This is a genomic window from Marinobacter sp. SS5-14b (assembly GCF_030541005.1).
Classification (GTDB): Bacteria; Pseudomonadota; Gammaproteobacteria; order Pseudomonadales; family Oleiphilaceae; genus Marinobacter.
On the sequence record NZ_JASSVM010000002.1, the window covers coordinates 54,135 to 74,698 of the forward strand.

Sequence of the window (20,564 nt, forward strand, 5' to 3'; positions counted from 1 at the left end):
CCGGAGTGGTTATGGGCAATCACCATGACAGTATCGCCCTCGACTGGGTTCGGGGCGAAATACAGGACACGCTGACTCAGAGTCAGCATGCACTCGAAGCGTACGTCGATAATCGAGACGATACCGCGCGCCTGCGCTTCTGCCTGAACTACCTTCACCAGGTGCACGGTACCCTGCAGATGGTGGAGCTCTACGGTGCGGCCTTGCTCACCGAGGAGATGGAAAAACTCACCCAGGCCATTCTGAATGAAGCCGTCGTCAATATTGACGACGCGGTTGAAGTGTTGATGGAGGCCATTCTCCAGCTGCCTCAGTACCTGGAACACCTTGGTAGCAGTCGTGATGACTTTCCGATGGTCCTGCTGCCATTGCTCAACGACCTGCGAGCAGCCCGTGGCGAATCCCTGCTCTCTGACACCTCACTGTTCAAACCCGATCTCACGCCTGCCCGGCTGAAAGTCGCCGGCAAGATATCCGAGCGCCTGCAAGATCCCAAAGTACTCGGACACCTCCGCAAATTGCGGCAGATGTACCAGTTTGCTTTGGCCGGTGTAGTTCGCGAAGCCGATCTGGACGCCCATTTCGGGTACATGCAGAAAGTTATCCAGCGGCTCGCCCGTTTGTGCCAGAAAACGCCCCGGGGTGAACTCTGGAAAGCGGCGGGTGCGTTTGTTGAAACTCTGGAAGCACGGGTTAACCCGGTCAACACCGCCGTTAAGTCGTTACTGCGTGAGCTTGACTCCGAAATACGCAAACTGACGGATGAGCACGCCGATATTCTGCAGCAGCCCATTCCCGAACCGCTGCTGAAAAACCTGCTGTACTACGTTGCCCGGGCCAGAGACCTGGACCGGCCCCAGGTTAATGCGCTACGCCAGGCCTATCAGCTGGCGGACGCCCTGCCCTCGGATGACGACGTCAATGCAGCCCGAACCCGGGTGTCCGGCCCGGGTCGCGATGCTATCCACTCCGTCGTCAGTGCACTGAACGAAGAGCTGGCCAGGCTGAAAGACCAGCTCGACCTGTTCGTTCGGGCGGAACTCCGCCAGAACAACGAGCTGGATGACCTGCTGCCCGGCATGCGCCAGGTTGGCAACACCCTGGCGGTGCTCGGCCTGGGCATCCCTCGCAAAGTGGTCACTGAGCAGATTGAACTGGTTGAAAAACTCTGCAACCAGGCCGACGTTATCGACGACGGCACCTTGATGGATATTGCCGGGGCCCTGTTGTATGTCGAGGCAAGTCTTGCCGGCCTCGATACCGACCGCCGGCCAGACAGCACCGAAAGCCCGAGCGATAACGAGAAAATCAATATTGGCTCAAGGGAAATCAGTGAAGCCAATGAGGCGCTGATTCGCGAATCACGAAACACCCTGGAACAGGCCAAATCGGCCATCGTGAACTTCATCGCCTCCCAGTGGGACACCCGTGAAATTGACCACGTACCTGGCCTGCTTCACAGCATCCGGGGCGGCCTGAGCCTGGTGCCACTGGCACGGGTGCCAGACATGCTGGCCTCAGCCGAACGTTATGTGTCAGATGTCTTGCTGGCCAGCAAGCAGATTCCTGACTGGCGGCAGCTGGACACCCTGGCCGATGCGATAACCAGCATCGAGTACTATCTCGAGCGCCTTGCTGAGGGTATCAGCGACAACGACGCCATTTTGCGAATCGCAGAGGACAGCCTGGCCAGCTTGGGCTTCCCAGTCGGGCAGGAGCCTACCTGGAACCAGGCACCGGAAGCCGGTATGGAGCCAGCAACCGACGTACCGGTGCTGGAAACCGAGCTTACGGAAGAGCCGACTCAGCAGCACAAAGGCTCGGACAACGAACTGCTGGATGATGAGATCCTCGGAATATTTGTTGAGGAAGCCGAAGAAGTCCTCGAAACCATCCATGAATATTACCCGCGGCTTCGCCAGAACCATGAAGACCGCGACGCCCTCACCGAAGTGCGCCGGGCTTACCATACCCTCAAAGGCAGCGGCCGGCTTGTTGGCGCCGCCAGCCTGGGCGAACTGGCCTGGTCCGTGGAGAACCTGCTTAACCGGGTCATCGACCAGACCATAAAGCCCACTGAAGACATGTTCACGCTGGTGGACGAGGTGAACGCACGAATTCCGTCATTGATTCAGGAGTTCCGCCAAGGCGAAACCACAGGTGATATTGCGGCACTGATGGCTCGTGCCGAGGCGCTCGCGACCACTCGCCGAGCTGACGCCGCCACGGAAGCCCCTGACACCACAGTCCAGTCTGCAGATGCCGAATCTCCGGCGGATGTTCAGGCTGAAGCTTCAGAAGAGTCAACGCAACCCGATGTTCAGGCCGAAGCTTCAGAAGAGTCAACGCAACCCGATGTTCAGGCCGAAGTTGAAGACGATCTCATCGACGATGAGATTCTGGAAATCTTCATTGAAGAAGCCGGCGAAGTGCTCGACACCATTCGCGAATACCTGCCCATGCTGCTTCGTCAACACGACGACCGCAGTGCACTGGCCGAGGTTCGCCGGGCCTTCCATACCCTCAAAGGCAGTGGCCGAATGGTCGGTGCCACCGTTATTGGTGAGCTGTCCTGGTCCGTTGAGAACCTGCTGAACCGGATTATCGACGGCAGTGTTTTCATGAACGATGACATCGCTCAGCTGCTTCAGGATGTCACCGGCACCGTTCCTGCGTTGGTCAGCGACTTTGAGAACCGCAAAGGGGCAACGGTAGAAACAGCCGGACTGGAAGCTCGGGCCAATGCCCTGGCCAACGGCGAGCTTCCGGGCGCCACGGCAATGCCCGAAGCCGAAGTGCCCGACAACCTTGAACAAGGTTCAGACAGCGCCGGGCTCGGCCATATTGATGACAGCAATGACGTCGAACAGGCGGTTCTTGAAGAAGTCGACCCGGTACTGCTCGAGATTTTTGAAAACGAAACCGAAACCCATCTTCAAACCATCGAAGAGTACCTGGCCGCAGCCGGCGATAAAGCCACCGTGGCCTATACCGATGATTTGTCCCGGGCGCTCCACACCCTTAAAGGTAGCGCGAACACCGCGGGCATAGCGCCGATTGCCGTCGTTATTACGCCACTCGAGCGGTTTATCAAGGAATCCAGGGCTCAGAACAAGCGCGCCGACCGGGACGTACTCGAACTGATCGCCAGCGCCAGCGACTTCTTGTCGCGGGGCCTGGCACAGCTTCACGACAACCCCCAGGCGGAGCTGGAAGGCACCGACGATTACCTGGAGCGGCTCGAGAAGATCAGCCAGCACACCCTGCAATCTCAGCACCTTGGTGATGACGAGCAGCCTGCCGCCAAAGCGCCGCCTCAGCTGGTCCAGCTGTTCCTGGGCGAGGGACTGGACATCGTACTGGATGCCGAGAGCATTCTTGACGAATGGTCTGCCAACCCCGAGCAAACGGAATCGCTGGCGACACTGCGCAGCGAGCTGGAAACACTCACGGACGGAGCCGCGGACGCAGGCCTGGCCGACGTAGCCAACCTCGCCGATGCACTGACCCGACTCTACAGCGCTGTTGCTATTAAGGGCATGCCAGCAACCGGCAACTTCTTCGAAACAGCCCGGAATGCTCAGGAGCAACTGATTAACCTGATGGATCAGGTCGCTGCCGGGCTGGCAACAGACCCCTGCGACCAGCTGATTCTGGATCTGAACGAATTGACTGCCGCGGCTGGCCGTAGCGACGAACCCGATGAGTTTGACCAGCAGTTCACCGGCGATCTTGAAGAAATTGACCTGAATCTCGAAATTAACGAGTTTGAGGATCAGATCCCGCAGCCAGACGACAGCACACCGCCGCTGCCGGAAACCTCCGAAGAAGACACCGGCGAAATGGATGAGGAACTGGCCGCCATCTTCCTGGAAGAAGCTCGGGACCTGATTGACAGCACAGCCGAAGCCTTGCAGAGCTGGAGCGAAAACACCGGCAGTCTGGATATCCTGCGACTGCTCCAACGTGATCTTCACACCCTGAAGGGCGGCGCCCGCCTGGCCGATATCAAGGCCATCGGTGACCTGTCCCACGAACTCGAAAATCTGTTCGAAGGCCTGACCGAGCAAAAGTTCTCCGTCAATGACAAGCTTTCCGATCTGCTGTTCCGCTGCCACGACCGCCTGGCCGGCATGGTCGATGCGCTTGAAGCACAGGATCAACCAAAGCCTGCACCGGATCTGATCCAGGAAATCCACGCGTACATCCAGGATGCCCGGGGCGTTCGGCCGGTGACCGATATTGCACCACTGGATGAGCCCGACACCGAGACCGAAGAGCTTCAACACATCGAAACCGGGCTCGATCACAGCTTAGTGGAAGACGAAACCGGATCAACAGACACCGAAAGCGCCGACATCGAAGACGGTGTCACGGACATGTCTCATCTGGATCCGGAGCTGATAGGCATATTCCTGGAAGAAGCCTATGACCTGATCAACTCCACGGGCAGTGCCCTGCATACCTGGAGTGAAGATCCGTCTAACCGGGGCGTTGCCGCAGAACTCCAACGCGACGTTCACACCCTTAAAGGTGGCGCCCGAATGGCCGGCGTTGACGCCATCGGCGACTTGACGCACGTATTGGAAGATCTGTTTGAAAAAGTTGCCGAAGGCCAATTAGAAGCCAGCAGCGAAATGATCGACCTGTTGTTCGCCTGCCACGACCGCCTGGCCCAAATGGTTGAGCAGGTCGCGACACAGAAACCGTGCCCGGCAGCCAAACAGCTGGAGCAGCAGGTTCAGGCTATTCTTCGGGGCGAAAGCCTGCCCGGTGCCGATGCCATTGATGAAATTGAGCAGGCCGAAAACGAGCCAGCCCAGGAAGCCGACGATCTGGCACCGGAGACATTCCCGGAAGTGACAGACGAAGACCACGGTGACCTGGCGGAAGACCTGCCAATGGTCGCCGATGATGACCTGATCAGCATCTTCCTGGACGAAGGCCTTGAAATTCATGAGGCGATTACCGAATGCCTCAACCAATGGCGGGATGAACCCGATGAACTCGGCACCATCACCTCGCTCCAGCAGGAGCTACACACCCTCAAAGGCGGTGCCCGCCTGTCGGATGTAGACACCATCGCAGACTTGGCTGAAGCCTGGTCTGACACGCTCGACAAGCTGGTCGCCGGCGATGTTCATCAGGCCACAACCCTGGCCCTGAGCGAACGGGCCCTGGCCAGCCTCAAGAGCATGCTGGACGCTCTGGAAAAGGGCAACAAGCCGAAGGCCGATGCAGAACTCATCGGTGCATTCAACAACGCCGATGCGCCTTCTGACGACGCACCGCAACAAGTGTCCGAACAAGCGGGCTCCGTTGAAGCGGTTGATCCTGAAGTGCTGGAAATTTTCCTCGAGGAAGCCGGCGAAATCATGGATCAGCTCGAGCAACTGCTCGACGACTGGCGCAAAGAACCGGCAAACCATCACTTTAACCAGGAAGCTCAGCGCGCGCTGCACACCCTCAAAGGCGGCGCTCGCCTGTCTCAGCTTACCGAGCTTGGCGACAAGGCCCATGATTTCGAAACCCGGCTGATCGATCTTGGCGGCAATGCGCCTTCCGAGACCGAATGGCAAACCATTGCCAGCCACCATGACAGCATCATCGAGCTGGTAGCGGATGTTCGTAAACACTACGAAAGCGGGGCAGCCTTGCCGGTACCGGCGGATCAGCCCGCAGAGCAACCACCGGAGACAGCTGCTGAGCCTGCATCCGAAACCAGGGCTCCGGAACCCAAGCCCCTTGCGACACCGGCTGCCAAGGCACAAAAGCCGGCCAGAAAACCAGCGAAAGTACGCAACAAGGCAGCCGACGCACAACGGGCTGCTCAGGAAACGATTCGGGTTTCTGCGCCGCTGCTGGACGAACTGGTCAACCTCGCGGGTGAAACCAGTATCACTCGTGGCCGACTGGAACAACAGTCCAGTGATTTCAGCCACACCCTGGATGAAATGGCGGCCACCATCGAGCGTCTGCGCGAGCAGCTTCGCCGGATGGAAATTGAAACCGAAGCCCAGATTCTGTTCCGTGCCGAGCAGGAGCATGGCCCGGACTACGGCGACGATTTCGACCCCCTCGAGATGGACCGCTACTCTTCGATCCAGCAGCTGTCACGGGCATTGACCGAGTCTTCCTCGGATCTTGCGGATTTGCGGGAAACGCTTGCCGACCGGGTACGGGATACGGAAACCCTGCTGGTTCAGCAATCCCGGATCAATACGGAACTCCAGGAAGGTCTGATGAAGACCCGAATGATTCCGTTCGCCTCCATGGTGCCAAGGCTGCGCCGGATCGTCCGACAGATCAGCGGTGAACTTGGCAAGAAGGTGGAGTTCGACGTTCGCAATGCCGAAGGGGAAATGGACCGCAACATTCTGGAGCGTATGATTGCGCCTCTGGAGCATATGTTACGGAACGCTCTGGATCACGGTATCGAATCACCGGAGGATCGCCGTAAAGCCGGCAAGCCGGACACCGGCGAGGTGGTGCTGTCACTCAACCGTGAAGGCGGTGATGTGGTGCTTCGAATGATGGACGATGGCAAAGGCATACCGTCCAACATTATCCGCGACAAAGCCATCCGTCAGGGCCTTATGGGCGCGGAAGAGGAGCTCTCTGAGCGGGAAATCCTGCAGTTTATCCTCCAGCCGGGATTCTCAACCGCCCAGCAGGTAACGCAGATTTCTGGTCGCGGTGTCGGCATGGACGTGGTCGCCAGTGAAATCAAACAACTGGGCGGCAGTCTGGATATCGACTCTGCGCTCGGCCGCGGAACCACCTTTACCGTACGCCTGCCGTTTACCGTATCGGTAAACCGGGCGCTGATGGTTTCCACCGGTGAAGACTTCTACGCCATTCCCCTGAATACCATTGAGGGTATCGTACGGGTCAGCACCTATGAGCTGGAAGAATACTACAAGCCCGATGCCCCGATGTACGAATACGCCGGGCAGCAGTATCGCCTGCAGTACCTGGGCAACCTGCTCAACAGCGACCACCATCCCAAGCTTCAGGGGCAGGCACTGCCACTGCCCGTCATTCTGGTTCGCGGCGCCGAGCAGCCTATGGCGCTGCAAGTTGACCAGCTGATGGGTAGCCGCGAAATCGTTGTTAAGTCGCTTGGCCCTCAGTTCGGAACCGTTCGCGGCGTATCCGGTGCAACCATTCTCGGTGACGGCAACGTGGTGGTGATTCTTGATCTGCCGGCCATGATCCGTTCAGACATCCTGTCTGAGCGGGAGCGTCTTGCCAGCCTGGCGAAAGCCAGGGAGACCAGCCGTTACGAAGAGCAGATAACCACCGTTATGGTGGTGGACGATTCGGTGACCGTGCGCAAGGTTACCTCGCGTCTGCTGGAGCGCAACGGCATGGAGGTTATTACCGCGAAAGATGGCCTGGATGCGGTGGCACAGCTACAGGATCATCGCCCGGATATCATCCTGCTGGACATTGAAATGCCGCGTATGGATGGCTTCGAAGTGGCGAGTTTTGTGCGCCACGACGAGCACCTCAAAGATACTCCGATCTGTATGATCACGTCCCGAACCGGTGAAAAGCACCGGGAGCGGGCACTGGCCATCGGAGTCAATGAGTATCTGGGTAAGCCATTCCAGGAATCTGAGCTGCTTGAGACCATCAAACGGCTCACCGGTACTCAGTGATGCCCGGCCAGACCGGCCGGCCCGGGGTCGGAATTGTTTCCGATGAGGTACTGCAACGCCACCGGTTGCAGGAAGCAACGGGGAAGTTTGGCCTCGAGGTCTGCTTCTCCGGGGATCCCGCCCGGCTGATGGCGTATCCGGAGTTTCCGGCGGCGGCACTCTGGCTGGTCACCCTGCAGGATGAAGCCGACCACCCGGCACTGTTTGATCATTTGCTCGAAAGTACCGATGCTCCCGTGCTGTTTGGCGTCGACCAGGCACCCAAGCCAGGAACTACCGACTACTTCCGCTGGGAGCGACGACTGCTGGACAAGCTGGAGCGTCAACTCGGCCCGCTGGAAGAGCTCGATAGCGCCAACGACCTCGAGGAACTGGTTGAAACCGCTCCGATACAGCCATCAACACCGGAGCTGCCACGCTGGATTGCACCGGCAACGCCGGGCTCCCTGGCCGATGAAGTCTGGATACTCGGGGCATCCCTGGGTGGCCCGGCAGCAGTCAAAACCTTTCTGGATCACTTGCCGCCCGGCCTACCCGTAGGCTTTGTCTACGCCCAGCACATTGATGGTAACTTTACCGAGGTGCTGACCCGGGTTCTGGGTCGCCATGCCCATTATCAGCTCAAGCGAGCAGAAGAAGGCTATCGGGTGCACAACGGTGATGTGGTACTGATGCCGGTGGAAAACGAGTGGTCTTTCAACACTGATGGCTGCCTTGCCCAGCTGGACAAACCCTGGCCAGGGCCCTATGGCCCGTCAATTGACCAGGTATTGCTGAACGTCGCGGATCATTATGGCAAGCGTTGCCATGCCATTCTGTTTTCCGGCATGGGCAACGACGGCGCCATTGCTGCACCCATGCTGAAAGCCTACGGCAGCCGTATCTGGGTGCAGGAAAGCAAAAGTTGCGGCAACAGTTCCATGCCCGAGTCGGTCGCAGCCACCGGCTGTGCAACATTCAGTGGCACTCCGGAGCAACTGGCTGCCGAGCTGGTCAAAACCATTGAGAACAACTGCCTGCTCAAGAGCCGGCAAAAACGGGATTCCGCCTGAGGAACAACGCGATGAACGAGAACAGCCAAACCTTACCCTGCGTTATGATACCGGTGAGCGATCGGCAACTGCTGCTGCCCAACGTATCCATTGCCGAAGTGGTCGACCTGAACAGCACCGATGCAGGAACCAACACTCCGGACTGGTTGGTTGGATTCCTCGAGTGGCGGGGCCTCAACCTGCCCGTAATCTCTTACGATGCGGCTAATGGTGGCAAATTGATGATACCCGGCGGCAACCGGGGTCGAATCATCGTGATCAACACGATCGGCCCGAAGCACGAGCAGCTTCCGTTCATGGCACTCGTGACTCAGGGCATTCCCAGCCAGGCCCGACTGATGGAAGACCAGATCCGGGAGCTCGAAGGTCAGCCCGGGCCAGCGGATCTCATGCAGGTTGAAGTAGACGGTGAGACAGCCTGGATTCCCAACCTCGAATACCTGGAGTCCCTGGCGTCAGAAGCCAGACATTGATTCTTCCGGGAGCAACCGTAGCGACAACGCCTGCAAATGTTATAATGTTTCAAAATTTGCAGGATCCGGATTATGCCAGAGAGTGCGCTCCCATACCGCCCCCACAATCATCAGAACTGTGTCAGTCAGGCACTGGCTGACGCAACAGCCATTTGCCGGCAACAGAATGCCCGCCTGACCCCGATTCGTGAGCGGGTACTGGAACTGATCTGGCAGTCACACAAACCTCTTGGTGCCTACGACATACTAGGCATGCTGGGAGCTGAGGGCCACAACGCAGCCCCACCTACGGTCTACCGGGCGCTGGACTTTCTGCTTCAGCACGGCCTGGTTCACCGGATATCCTCCCTGAATTCGTTTATTGGTTGCACCCAGGCAGGCGAGCACCATCGCGGTATGTTTTTGATCTGCAGGCAGTGCGGCAATGTCCTTGAACTGGCGGCCCCCGAAGTCGCACAGGCTGTCGAATCGGCTGCCGAATCGGAAGCCTTTTTGCCCGAAGACATCACCCTGGAAATTGCCGGCCTGTGCCCTCGGTGTCAGGTGGAATCCCGTCATGACTGAGCGCCTGGTGCAGCTGAAGCAACTGACCGTCCGCTTCGATGATCGCCCGGTTGTCGACAGCGTAAACCTCACCGTCTGCCGGGGTGACATCATCACCATCATCGGCCCCAATGGCGCCGGCAAAACAACCCTGATCAAAGCTGTTCTGGGCCTGCAGCAGGCCACCAGCGGGCAGATTTCCGTCACGCCCGGGCTGGTCATCGGCTATGTGCCTCAACACCTTTCCCTGGAAGCCACACTTCCACTGAGTGTGAGCCGTTTTATGCAACTCAGCGGGCGCTCGGCCAAGGCTTGCGAAACCGCCTTGCAACGCACCGGTGTCGCCCACCTGTGGAATGCCTCGGTCCACCATCTTTCCGGTGGCGAAAAGCAGCGGCTGCTGCTGGCCCGGGCACTCGCCCGCCAACCTGACCTACTGGTACTGGACGAACCAGCCCAAGGCGTGGACATCAACGGCCAGGCTTCACTGTACGAACTGATTCGCCAGCTCAGGGACGAACTGCACTGCGGTGTGATCATGATTTCCCACGATCTGCACCTGGTCATGGCCGCCACCGACAAAGTCATCTGCCTGAATCAACACATTTGCTGCAGCGGTCACCCTGCGGATATTTCCCACGATCCGGCCTTTATCGAGACGTTTGGTCACCAGGTGGCCGAGTCATTGGCGGTCTACCATCACCGCCACAATCACAGCCACAATCTGCACGGCGATGTCGTGGCGACCAGCGAAACTCACGGAGCCTGCGACCATGAACATCATTGACGCAGTGCTGGGTGACTTCTTCTGGCGGGCTCTGATCGGCGGGCTTGGCGTCGCGCTGGTCGCCGGTCCTCTCGGCTGCTTTGTGGTCTGGCGCCGAATGGCCTATTTCGGCGACACCCTGGCCCACTCAGCCCTACTGGGCATCGCCATGAGCTTTCTGATCAGCATTCCGCTTAATCTCGGCGTTATCATCACGTGTCTGCTGATTGCCATGGCTCTTGTCCTGCTGTCGCGAACCCGCGCACTGGCAACCGACACACTTCTCGGTATTCTGGCCCACAGCGCGCTCGCCATCGGCCTGGTCACGCTCAGCTTTATGCCGGACATTCGAGTGGATCTCACCGGGTTGCTGTTTGGCGATCTGCTGGCCATGAATCGCCAGGACTTGCTCTGGATTTTTGGTGGCGCCGTCTTGGTATTGGGGCTGCTGGCCATGTTGTGGCGCCAGCTACTGATGAGCACCATCCACGAAGAGCTGGCGCGGGTAGAGGGCGTTCCGGTAGAACGGCTCCGGCTGGTATTGATGCTGATGTTCGCGCTGGTCATTGCCGTCGCGATGAAAATTGTGGGCGTTTTGTTGATCACCGCACTGCTGATTATCCCTGCCGCGACGGCCCGCCGGCTGGCGAAAACGCCAGAGCATATGCTGGGTCTGGCGATCATGTTTGGCTGTATCGCGGTAGCCGGAGGCCTGACGCTGTCCTGGCACCTGGACACACCCGCAGGCCCTTCTGTTGTGGTTACGGCATTTCTGGCTTTTTTGCTGGTGTACGGCACCGCCCGGAATGCCAGCAACTGACAGCGAAGAACTTTCCCGCCGGCTCAGGCTGGACTAGAGTTGTCTGGAACTCACGGAAAATCTAACGGGGGAACCCGGGCATGGACAGCGGCCTGTATAGCACTTCAGCAACCTCTGGCGCCCAACGGTATCTGTGGCCAGGGCTATGGGTCCCCGCCGTTATTCTTATTTTGGGCATCATGCTGAGCCTGCTGGCCGCCAACCTGGCGGCCACTCAAGCCGAAGAATTGACCCGGCAACAATACCATGCACGACATCAGGCGCTGGTCAGCCTGGTGACCAACCAACTTCGCGGGCCCAACGGTATCGACACCGGGCCGCTGCAAACCGCACTGGCAACCGCGTTGCCTGAACATCTGAGCCTGCGTATCGACACGCTTGATCGGCACACCAAACAACCCTGGCTGGAACTCGGCCAAACCGAAGCGCCACTCAATGGCCTGGCGCTTCGAAGTGAGCTGGATGCAGCGGGCAGCAAGTGGATGGTGACCACGCTGCCAGGAGAAGGCATGCTCGCTAACCCGGCGACAAACCTCTACCGACAGGTACTCGCCGGAGGCTTCGTACTGACACTGCTGGCGTTTGCGCTGTCGCTGTACCTGTGCTGGCAGAATAAAAGGCGCCAGCAGGTTATTGGCCATCAGCACAGGACGCTGCGCGCTCAGAGTCAACAAATCGCCAACCTGCAGGTCGAAAAAGCGGTACTGAGACAAGCACTGAACGAAAGCGAAGCACGCAGCCGGGACCTGGTCACCTTATCCGGCGCCATAACGGCCGAGCTGGATGATCAGGGGAGGATCGGCTTTATCTCATCTCTGGCAGCGGACTTGCTGGGCCAGGCCCCATCCGATCTGGATCAGCGGGCATTTTCAGACCTTGTGGCAGAAACCGATCAACAGCGCTTTTTGGAGTGCCTGCAGGCATCACGCTCTGACGACAACGTGGCACGGGTAGACCTGACACTGACCCGGCGGGACGGCGAGTCGGCTGTGCCGGTGACCCTGCGCATTAAAGCTCTGAAAGATGCCGTACAGGGCCTCACTGGCTACCGCTTGAGCGCCCAACCCACCGGTTAATTTAAAGCGGCTGTACCTGATCCAGCAACCGGCCAGTCGCCACTAACTCCAGGAACTCGTCACCAAGGCGATCGCTTTCAGCAATGGCTTTTTGCCAGGCAATCTCCCTGCCCCGGTCATCACCATGGTAGGTTTCAAAATCCTTCCGATCCGGCAGCTTCCGATCTGGCAACGACGCCAGATAGTCACGGGAGGGCGACACCAGCAGGACGTCCTGCAATCGAGTTGCATCGCCTCTGCGCCAGGGCAGGGTTTTATCAAACCAGCCGGGTACAATTTTATCCGTGAAGTGGGGGTACAGAACGATACCCGGCTGCTCGTAAGGCAGGTCGAGATGATAGTCCAGCAGACCACCATCCCGGTAGACGCCGTCGGGAGCGCCTGGAATATTACGTACACCTGACATCACGAGAGGTATTGAGGCGGAAGCCAACAAAGCCGGCAGCAGGTTCTCTCTGGACAACGCCACTTCATGGCTGGGGAAGTCCACCAGTTTCGAAACCGGGGTTTTCAGCCGGCTGTCATGGACGATTCCCCGCTCCATGAACCGGCCCAGATGCCGGCGGCTGACCATATTGGCACTGATGGCACTCATCAGCCCCAGGCCCAGCCGCCCTCTGGAATCGTACTGCAGCAAGCCCCGGCTCCGAACCACCACCACATTCAGCCGATACCAGGGGTGCCCCAGAATGTAGTCCTCCCGGCCACCCAAAAGCTCCTCCAGAAACAACACACTCTTGCGGGTTACCTCTGCCGCACTCACCCCTTTGGCAAAGCGCTGGCTGGTGTACAACTCCGCCAGTTTGGTCAATTGGGCGCGGGGGTTGTCTGACGAGGCTACTGCCGCAAAACGCCAACTGCCGATGGACGAACCAATCAACACTCTCTCCTGCTTGGCCTGCGGCAGCCAGTCCCCGAATATTGCTTTATCAAGCCCGCTGATACCAAGGGCTTTCGGGCCCCCGGCAGCCCCCGGAATTACATGGACGTCCGCAGGTTCAAGCGATTTCTGGCGTAACCTTTCCAGCGCTCTTCGACCTGCCCGGATGGTCAGCGCCGGGGCGCGGGTTTGGATGACAGTCATCTGCTTTCCTCTTGAAATGTATAAACTCGTAAAACGGTCGGTTTTCGCTTTTCTAATAGAAGGCCCGTGTTAGACTTCAGACATCAACCACCTACGGGACTAGGCTGTGAACCTTCTTGCCTCGCCGAACAGCATGGCCACCAACCCCACCCTTGCGGTACTGGGGTTCAAACGCCAACTGGTTTATCACCTTCATTTATGGGCCTTCATTGCGGTTGCTCCATTGGTGATGGTTCAGTGGCAAAACGGGAACCACCTGCTTGCAACCATTCTTACCCTGTTCTGTGCCAACGCTGTACTCGTTATTGCCTTTTTACGCCTCAAAGGTACCTATTTTCTCCAGGGACGTCTGTTCCCGCTTCTTGCCGTTGTTTCCGCCACCTATTCCACCGCGATCAACGGGCATGCCGGACTGTACTGGGCCTATCCGGCCGCTGTTGCGCTGTACTTCCTGCTGCCACTGAAAGAAGCCAACATCAGCAACATCATTTTCATTAGCGTGATGGCCGTCATCTCGTTTCTGAAATTTCCGGAAGCAGACTTCTGGCGCATCACGTTTTCACTGGGCCTCAGTTGCATTTTTGCCATGATCTTTGCCTGGCTGGTCGGGCGCCTGCAGCAGGAACTGACCAGGCTGGCCACCACAGATCCATTGACCGGCTGTCTCAACCGGTCCCAACTGGCAGACATTCTGAACAGCCAGATCCAGATACGTGAACGCTACGAGCGCGTATCAAGCATGGTGCTGATCGACCTGGACTACTTCAAAACGATCAACGATCGCTGGGGGCACCTGGCGGGAGATAAAGTGCTGAAAGAAGTCACTCTGCGCCTTCGCAAGCGCCTGAGAGAAAGCGACCAGCTGTTCAGAATTGGCGGTGAAGAATTCATGATGGTCCTGCCGGAAACCCGCCAGAAAGACGCAGATACTCTGGCCCATCAGTTGCTGACCAGTATCAGCGCCCGGCCCTTCCTCGACGACATCCGCCTGACCGCCAGCGCCAGTGTCGCGGAAGTCTACCAGGGTGAAACCTGGTCAGTCTGGCTTAACCGCGCAGACCAGGCGCTCTACGATGCCAAGTCCCGGGGCCGCAACCAGGTTGTCAATGCCCCCAGGCCAGCCTCCGCGCCAGAACCCGGCACAGATGAAAACCCGGCGACGGCAGTGAACGAAGGTGAGGCGTCGGTTTAACCTTCTCGATGCCCCTCCGCTACCCGTTTTCTGAAGTCCCGGTAGGCCACAAAGACATCCCAGGGTTGCTCAAAGTGAGGGTAGTGGCCGACATTTCTCAGACCGACAACATCCGGGTTGGGAATCAGCTCCCGGTAACGCCTTGCCATGGCGACACCTGAAACCGGGTCTGCCGCTCCTGATATCAGCCTCATAGGCTGCCCCGCATTCTGCAAAGCACCAACCCAACGGTTGCGGTGACACCGACGCTCTTCCATGAACTGGATCAGTTGATGCAGAATTCCCCGGCCGTTGTTGTAGGTCAGCAGGTGCCAGAAATCCAGCATGTCCTGGCTGTCAGGCGGATTGCGTGACCCGAACAGCCGGCGGAAATTGCGTTCAAACGTGCTTTTTGCCAACCCACGGCTGATGAGGCCACCCAATGGGCTGCGGAGTAACTTCTGAATGAACAGCGGGTTATGAACTTCCGGGAACAGGCCACCGTTCAACAGGCAAACACTTTTTATCTGAAACCCAAGCGTGCCTTCCTGATCTCTGGCCAGCAGCTCCTGTACAACGCTGGTGCCGTAGTCATGGGCAAGCAGATGTACTTTCGGCAAACCCAGGCCTTCTAACCAACCCTGCACCAGATCAGCCTGATCCTCAACACTGTATTGATATTTCGCGGGCTTGTCGGAGAAACCAAAGCCCAGCATATCCAGCGTCAGCACTTTGTAGTGACGAGCAAGCATCGGCCACACCCGGCTCCAGTCCCAGCTGGCGGTGGGGAACCCATGCAGTAGCACCAGCGGCTCACCGTGCCCGGCCATGCGGCTGAAAATGGCGTGCCCGTCATAACTGAACCACTTTCCTGACTGTTGCCAGGCCTCCAGCGTAAAGGCATCCTGACAGACGCTTGCCTCAGACTCTGCCCCGGACATAACCTGTTCCATGACTAACCCTCAACACGCAAAACCCAAGCTTTCAACTTTAGTCCAATGCGGCCAGCCTGACTACTACCGCACCGACGTCTTGTGACCTGGTCTTTTCCACCAGACCGTCTAAATCATGGAGGTGGAGCGCAATTTCCCTTAAGCTTTACACTTTGACAGGCACACTACCGGAAACCACTATGTCTTTACCCCTCGATGACCTGACCGGCCATTACCACGCGATTCTCGAAGGCCTGGGTGAAAACCCCGATCGTGAAGGCCTGCTGAACACCCCCGCCCGCGCCGCAAAAGCCATGCAGTTCCTTACCCGTGGCTATCACCAGGACCTCCAGGACCTGGTGAATAACGCGGTGTTCGAGTCCGCGATGGACGAAATGGTGGTGGTTCAGGACATCGAACTTTACAGCATGTGTGAACACCACATGCTGCCGTTCATCGGCAAATGCCATATCGCCTACCTGCCCCAGGGCAAGGTGTTAGGGCTGTCCAAATTCGCCCGCATCGTGGATATGTACGCCCGCAGACTGCAGATTCAGGAAAACCTGACCCGCCAGATCGCAGAGGCCGTTGAGAGCGTCACCGGCGCCAAAGGCGTTGGGGTTGTCATCGAGGCTCAGCACATGTGCATGATGATGCGCGGCGTGGAAAAGCAGAACTCCCGCATGAAAACCTCCATGATGCTGGGCCAGTTCCGTAAATCCCAGGCGACCCGTAGTGAGTTTCTTACCCTGATATCCACTAATCGCTGATCCTTCCCGGAGTCTCTTCATGCCCAGCAACAGCCCCGATCAGATTCGTGACCTTCTTGCATCCGTGCGCACTATCGCCCTGGTAGGTGCCAGCGAAAAAACCAACCGCCCGTCCCATGAAGTGATGGAGTTCCTGCAGCATCGGGGTTACCGCGTAATCCCGGTGAACCCGCGGCTTGCGGGCAAACAAGTGCTGGGTGAAACCGTGTACGCGGATCTCGCCTCCTTGCCCGAACCGGTCGACATGGCGGAACTGTTCCTGGCCCCGGAGCGCACCGATGCGGTGATTGATCAGGCGATTGCGGAAAACATCCCGGTGCTCTGGCTCCAGATTGGCGTGATCAATGAGGTCGGCGCAGCGCGCGCGGAAACCGCAGGGTTGAAGGTGGTAATGGACCGTTGCCCGAAGCAAGAGATTCCGAGGCTGGGCATTTCAACGCCCTTGGGCACCTGACGCGCGCGTCGCCGGAAGCAAGAGGCCTGTCACATTTTCAACGACGGGATATTACTTGCCGGGCCGGTCTGACATAATCTGAAAGCATTCTTCAAAGACTGGCAGAGCCATGTGGTTCCGAAGTAAACCAGGCAAGAATCAGAAAACACCGGTCGGCGAAAGCCGGGCTAGACCTCAGGTGGAAAGCAACCTGCAGAGGGTGCGTATTCCCGTTGATTTGCTGCAGACGGGCATGCGTGTGGTCAAACTGGACCGGCCCTGGACTGACGTACCCCTGTTGTTCCAGGGTTTCACCCTTGCAACCAGCCAGGAGGCGCAGGTTCTTCGCCAATACTGCACCTGGGTGGTGGTGGAAGACGACGAAGAGCGCCTGGCCCCCGTGCTCAGCCAGATCCCCCTGCTTAAACAACGAACCACCGAGCCGCTTTCAGAAACCCGCACACTGGACCAGGAACTTCCCCGCGCCGCAGAAAGCTGGAGCCGCACCCAGGCCTTTGTCGAAAAAGTCATCCACGACATCGAGCAGCACAACGATCTGGAGCTGGGCGTGGCGCGCCCGCTCATTCGCGCCTGTGTCGAGAGCGTCAAAGCCAACGCCAGCGCCATGCTCTGGATGACCCGCATCAAAAACAGAGATGCGTACACCGCAGAACACTGCCTTCGTGTGGCCATTTTTACCGTCGCGTTCGCGCGGTTTTTGGGCATGCCGGATGAAGATCTGGAAATTGCCGGGATGTGCGGCCTTCTGCATGACATTGGCAAGCTCAAGGTGCCCGGAACCATCCTGAACAAACCGGGGCCGCTGACGCCTGAAGAGCACGCTATTATGCGGCAGCACACCACAAGGGGCCATGATCTGCTCAATCAGGATGCCGATCTGGACCCCATCATTCGCGATGTCAGCCTGCACCATCATGAACGCATCGACGGAAAAGGTTACCCGAGGCAACTGCCGGAGTGGCAGATCAGCCGTTTTGCGCGCCTGGTATCCATTGTGGACTCCTATGATGCCATCACCAGTGATCGCTGCTACCGGGATGGCCGATCTCCGGCGGATGCCGTCCGGATTCTCTACAAAAACCGGGGGCAGCAGTTTGATACCGACATGGTAGAGGCCTTCATAAGGATGATCGGCATCTACCCGCCAGGCAGTCTGGTGGAACTGAATACCGGTGAGGTTGCGCTGGTGATCAGTACGCATCCGGGACGCAAGCTGACACCGAAAATTGAAATTGTTCTGGGCACCGACAAGCAGCCGGTCATGCCCCGTATTCTTGACCTTGGCAAACAAACCGCCGAAGATTCACCAACTCGGGAAATCCACTCGCCGCTGCCCGACGGCGCATACGGCATTGCCCTTCATGACCGCATACGGCAATTAATCGAAAAGCCTGTTACAGATGACTCATGATCGGAAGGAACCTGCCGTTAAACCCTTGGAGACCACCAAGGTAAACCCGGAGCAAAGCGTGCCCCAACCAACCATGAAGCTTGTGGTGCGTGTCCTGATGAGCCCGGTCTTCCCGGCGTTCATTTTTCTGGTTTTTCTGGCGGTGGCCTGGACACTCCGGGCAGGCCTGATTCAACAAGACACCCATCAGATACAGACCAACCTGAGCAACGAAGCCCGGGCGCTGACCAATAACCTCGAACGGGAATTCATGGTCCATGTGGATGCCATCGGGCGAATGGCGAGACGGATGCACGCTGACCCGGACACCACTGAGGACCTCTGGCGCAACGATGCCCGCAATTACCTGAAGGATTTTGGCGTTTATCAGGCCATTGAGTGGGTAGACCAAAACTACATTATTCGCTGGCTCGAGCCGCTGACGGACAACCAGGATGTCATCGGCTACAACGTCGCCTTTAACAACCAGAGACGACAGGCTCTGGAACAGGCCGCCACCTCTGGTCAGTACGATCTTTCCGGAATCATCGACTTGCGCCAGGGCGGCAAAGGCATGGTGATCTACTATCCGGTTGGCGAGGGTGCGGAGAACAACGGCTTTATTGCTGGAGTGTTCCGGATGGAGGTCCTTACTGAACAGCTCCTGACCAACCGCATTCTCGGGCAGTTCCAGATTGAAATACTCCACCGGGGCCAGGCCGGATACCTGCTCAATGCTTCAGCCGATGTCGACGCTTCTTTCAGCCACTCCGTAGCCGTCAACCTTCCCACCCTGAACTGGCAGCTGACGCTTCGTCCCACCAGGGCCTGGGTGGAAAACCAGCGAAGTAACTGGCCGACCATGATCCTCGTCAGCCTTTTGCTGATGGGGCTGTTGACCAGCCTGACCACGCTGCTGGTTCAGCTGATCCTTAAACGTAATCAGGCACTGCTGAGAACCCGGCGTGAACTTGAACGGGAGATCGATCAGCGAGTTGCCGTTCAGGTCGACCTGGAGCGCCTGGAATCCACAGACACCCTGACCGGACTGGCAAATCGCCGGTTCTTCATGGAAGACCTGGCGCACACCCTGAGCATTGCCGACCGACAGATGCGCCAGGTGGCGATGGTGATGATTGATCTGGACCGCTTCCAGATGCTGAACGACACCCTGGGCCACCAGTTTGGCGACGAGTTGTTGATCAAGGTCTCTGAAAGGCTGAACGGGCTCAGTACGGAAAGCATTCTGGTGGCCTATTCCGGCGGCGATGAATTCATGATCTGCCAGCAACAGATGGAAGACATCGACGATGTCATACACCTGCTGGGCCAGATAAAACAGTGCTTTGCCGTGCCGTTCGACGTACAAGGCCAGGCGCACAGCATCACCGCCACCATGGGCGTGGCGGTGTATCCACAGAGCGGCCATGATGCCGACACCTTGTTGCGCAATGCCGACGTGGCCCTGTACCGGGCCAAAGAGCAAGGCCGCAACACCTATCAGTTCTATACCGAAGGCATGCAGGAACGGGAAGTGATGCGGCTGGAGCTGGACAAGGACCTGCACCACGCCCTGGCCAATGACGAGTTTGTGCTCTATTACCAACCCCAGCTGAACCTCGATACCGGCGAAATCAACAGCGTGGAAGCGCTTATCCGCTGGCAGCACCCCCGCCGTGGACTGTTACCACCGATTGAGTTCATTCCTCTGGCGGAAGAAAGCGGTCGAATTACCGAGATCGGCCGCTGGGTGGTACTGGCAGCCTGTCGCCAGCTCGCCCGATGGAAAGGCACCCCGTGCGACCACCTGCGGATTGCGGTCAATCTGTCTGGCCGGGAACTGGACGATGTCACGCTCGTGGACCATGTGCGGGATGCACTGACCAGCGAGAATGTCGACCCCGGTAAGCTGGAGCTGGAGCTGACGGAAGAGATCTTCATCCAGAACATCGAGCACAACCGCAACCAGTTATCCCAGCTGCACCAGCTGGGCACCCATCTGGCGATTGATGATTTCGGCGTGGGCTACTCTTCGCTCGGGTACCTGAGGGATTTCCCGGTCGACATGTTGAAAATTGACCGGTCGTTCATCACGGATGTGACCGTGCGCCATGATGATGCAGTCATTACCCGTGCGGTGATCAACCTTGCCCATAACCTCGGGATTCAGGTTGTGGCGGAAGGCGTGGAAACCGAGGATCAGCTGAATTTTCTGAAGGCGCACCGCTGCAATCTGGCTCAGGGTTATCTGATCAGCCGGCCGATTCCCGTCAAGGATCTGGAGCAGGCGGTAGCCGAGGGCACGCTGTTTACCGGGCAGAATGTGGGCTCTGAATTGTAATCGCTGTAGTGGGACCGCACACTTAGCG

14 protein-coding genes are annotated in these 20,564 nt (G+C 58.2%); 12 read left to right on the forward strand and 2 right to left on the reverse strand.

Going from position 1 to position 20,564, the window contains the following annotated elements; genetic code table 11:
- Positions 1-11 precede the first annotated feature (11 nt).
- The 7 genes from QPL95_RS04335 to QPL95_RS04365 all read left to right on the forward strand — a co-directional run bounded on the left by QPL95_RS04335 (position 12) and on the right by QPL95_RS04365 (position 12,394).
- Complete coding sequence (locus tag QPL95_RS04335) at positions 12-7,664, forward strand: Hpt domain-containing protein (protein WP_303289782.1); 7,653 nt, start codon at positions 12-14, stop codon at positions 7,662-7,664.
- The gene (locus tag QPL95_RS04340; RefSeq protein WP_303289783.1) at positions 7,664-8,716 is read left to right on the forward strand and encodes a chemotaxis protein CheB; all 1,053 of its coding nucleotides are present in this window, start codon (positions 7,664-7,666) and stop codon (positions 8,714-8,716) included. Before QPL95_RS04335 ends, QPL95_RS04340 begins: the two co-directional genes overlap by 1 nt.
- Positions 8,717-8,727: 11 nt before the next feature.
- Positions 8,728-9,189, forward strand: coding sequence for a chemotaxis protein CheW (locus QPL95_RS04345; protein WP_303289784.1), 462 nt, complete (start codon positions 8,728-8,730; stop codon positions 9,187-9,189).
- A 72-nt stretch (positions 9,190-9,261) separates the two neighbouring features.
- Positions 9,262-9,753, forward strand: a complete 492-nt coding sequence (locus QPL95_RS04350) for a Fur family transcriptional regulator (protein ID WP_303289785.1) — start codon at positions 9,262-9,264, stop codon at positions 9,751-9,753.
- Complete coding sequence (gene znuC, locus QPL95_RS04355) at positions 9,746-10,519, forward strand: zinc ABC transporter ATP-binding protein ZnuC (protein ID WP_303289786.1); 774 nt, start codon at positions 9,746-9,748, stop codon at positions 10,517-10,519. The genes QPL95_RS04350 and znuC overlap by 8 nt, the downstream gene beginning before the upstream one ends.
- The gene (znuB, locus tag QPL95_RS04360) at positions 10,506-11,318 is read left to right on the forward strand and encodes a zinc ABC transporter permease subunit ZnuB (RefSeq protein WP_303289787.1); all 813 of its coding nucleotides are present in this window, start codon (positions 10,506-10,508) and stop codon (positions 11,316-11,318) included. The genes znuC and znuB overlap by 14 nt, the downstream gene beginning before the upstream one ends.
- Positions 11,319-11,398: 80 nt before the next feature.
- Entirely contained in the window at positions 11,399-12,394 is a 996-nt protein-coding gene (locus QPL95_RS04365; protein ID WP_303289788.1) for a PAS domain-containing protein, read from the forward strand.
- Between the two features lies 1 nt (position 12,395).
- Here QPL95_RS04365 and QPL95_RS04370 read toward each other — a convergent pair whose 3' ends face one another.
- On the reverse strand, positions 12,396-13,478 hold the full coding sequence (locus tag QPL95_RS04370) for a patatin-like phospholipase family protein (protein ID WP_303289789.1): 1,083 nt from the start codon (positions 13,476-13,478) through the stop codon (positions 12,396-12,398).
- 106 nt (positions 13,479-13,584) lie between these two features.
- Between QPL95_RS04370 and QPL95_RS04375 the strand changes: the two genes are divergently transcribed.
- Positions 13,585-14,670 (forward strand): GGDEF domain-containing protein, encoded by a 1,086-nt coding sequence (locus QPL95_RS04375; protein ID WP_303289790.1) that lies wholly within the window; start codon positions 13,585-13,587, stop codon positions 14,668-14,670.
- Here QPL95_RS04375 and QPL95_RS04380 read toward each other — a convergent pair.
- Positions 14,667-15,602: an alpha/beta fold hydrolase gene (locus QPL95_RS04380; protein WP_303289791.1), complete on the reverse strand. Its 936-nt coding sequence runs from the start codon at positions 15,600-15,602 to the stop codon at positions 14,667-14,669. The genes QPL95_RS04375 and QPL95_RS04380 overlap by 4 nt on opposite strands.
- A gap of 179 nt (positions 15,603-15,781) precedes the next feature.
- Between QPL95_RS04380 and folE the strand changes: the two genes are divergently transcribed.
- The 4 genes from folE to QPL95_RS04400 all read left to right on the forward strand — a co-directional run bounded on the left by folE (position 15,782) and on the right by QPL95_RS04400 (position 20,536).
- Positions 15,782-16,351: a GTP cyclohydrolase I FolE gene (gene folE, locus QPL95_RS04385; RefSeq protein WP_303289792.1), complete on the forward strand. Its 570-nt coding sequence runs from the start codon at positions 15,782-15,784 to the stop codon at positions 16,349-16,351.
- A gap of 19 nt (positions 16,352-16,370) precedes the next feature.
- Complete coding sequence (locus QPL95_RS04390) at positions 16,371-16,805, forward strand: CoA-binding protein (protein ID WP_303289793.1); 435 nt, start codon at positions 16,371-16,373, stop codon at positions 16,803-16,805.
- A 109-nt stretch (positions 16,806-16,914) separates the two neighbouring features.
- Positions 16,915-18,216 (forward strand): HD-GYP domain-containing protein, encoded by a 1,302-nt coding sequence (locus tag QPL95_RS04395; RefSeq protein ID WP_303289794.1) that lies wholly within the window; start codon positions 16,915-16,917, stop codon positions 18,214-18,216.
- A 73-nt stretch (positions 18,217-18,289) separates the two neighbouring features.
- Positions 18,290-20,536: a bifunctional diguanylate cyclase/phosphodiesterase gene (locus QPL95_RS04400; protein WP_303290381.1), complete on the forward strand. Its 2,247-nt coding sequence runs from the start codon at positions 18,290-18,292 to the stop codon at positions 20,534-20,536.
- Positions 20,537-20,564: the final 28 nt, after the last annotated feature.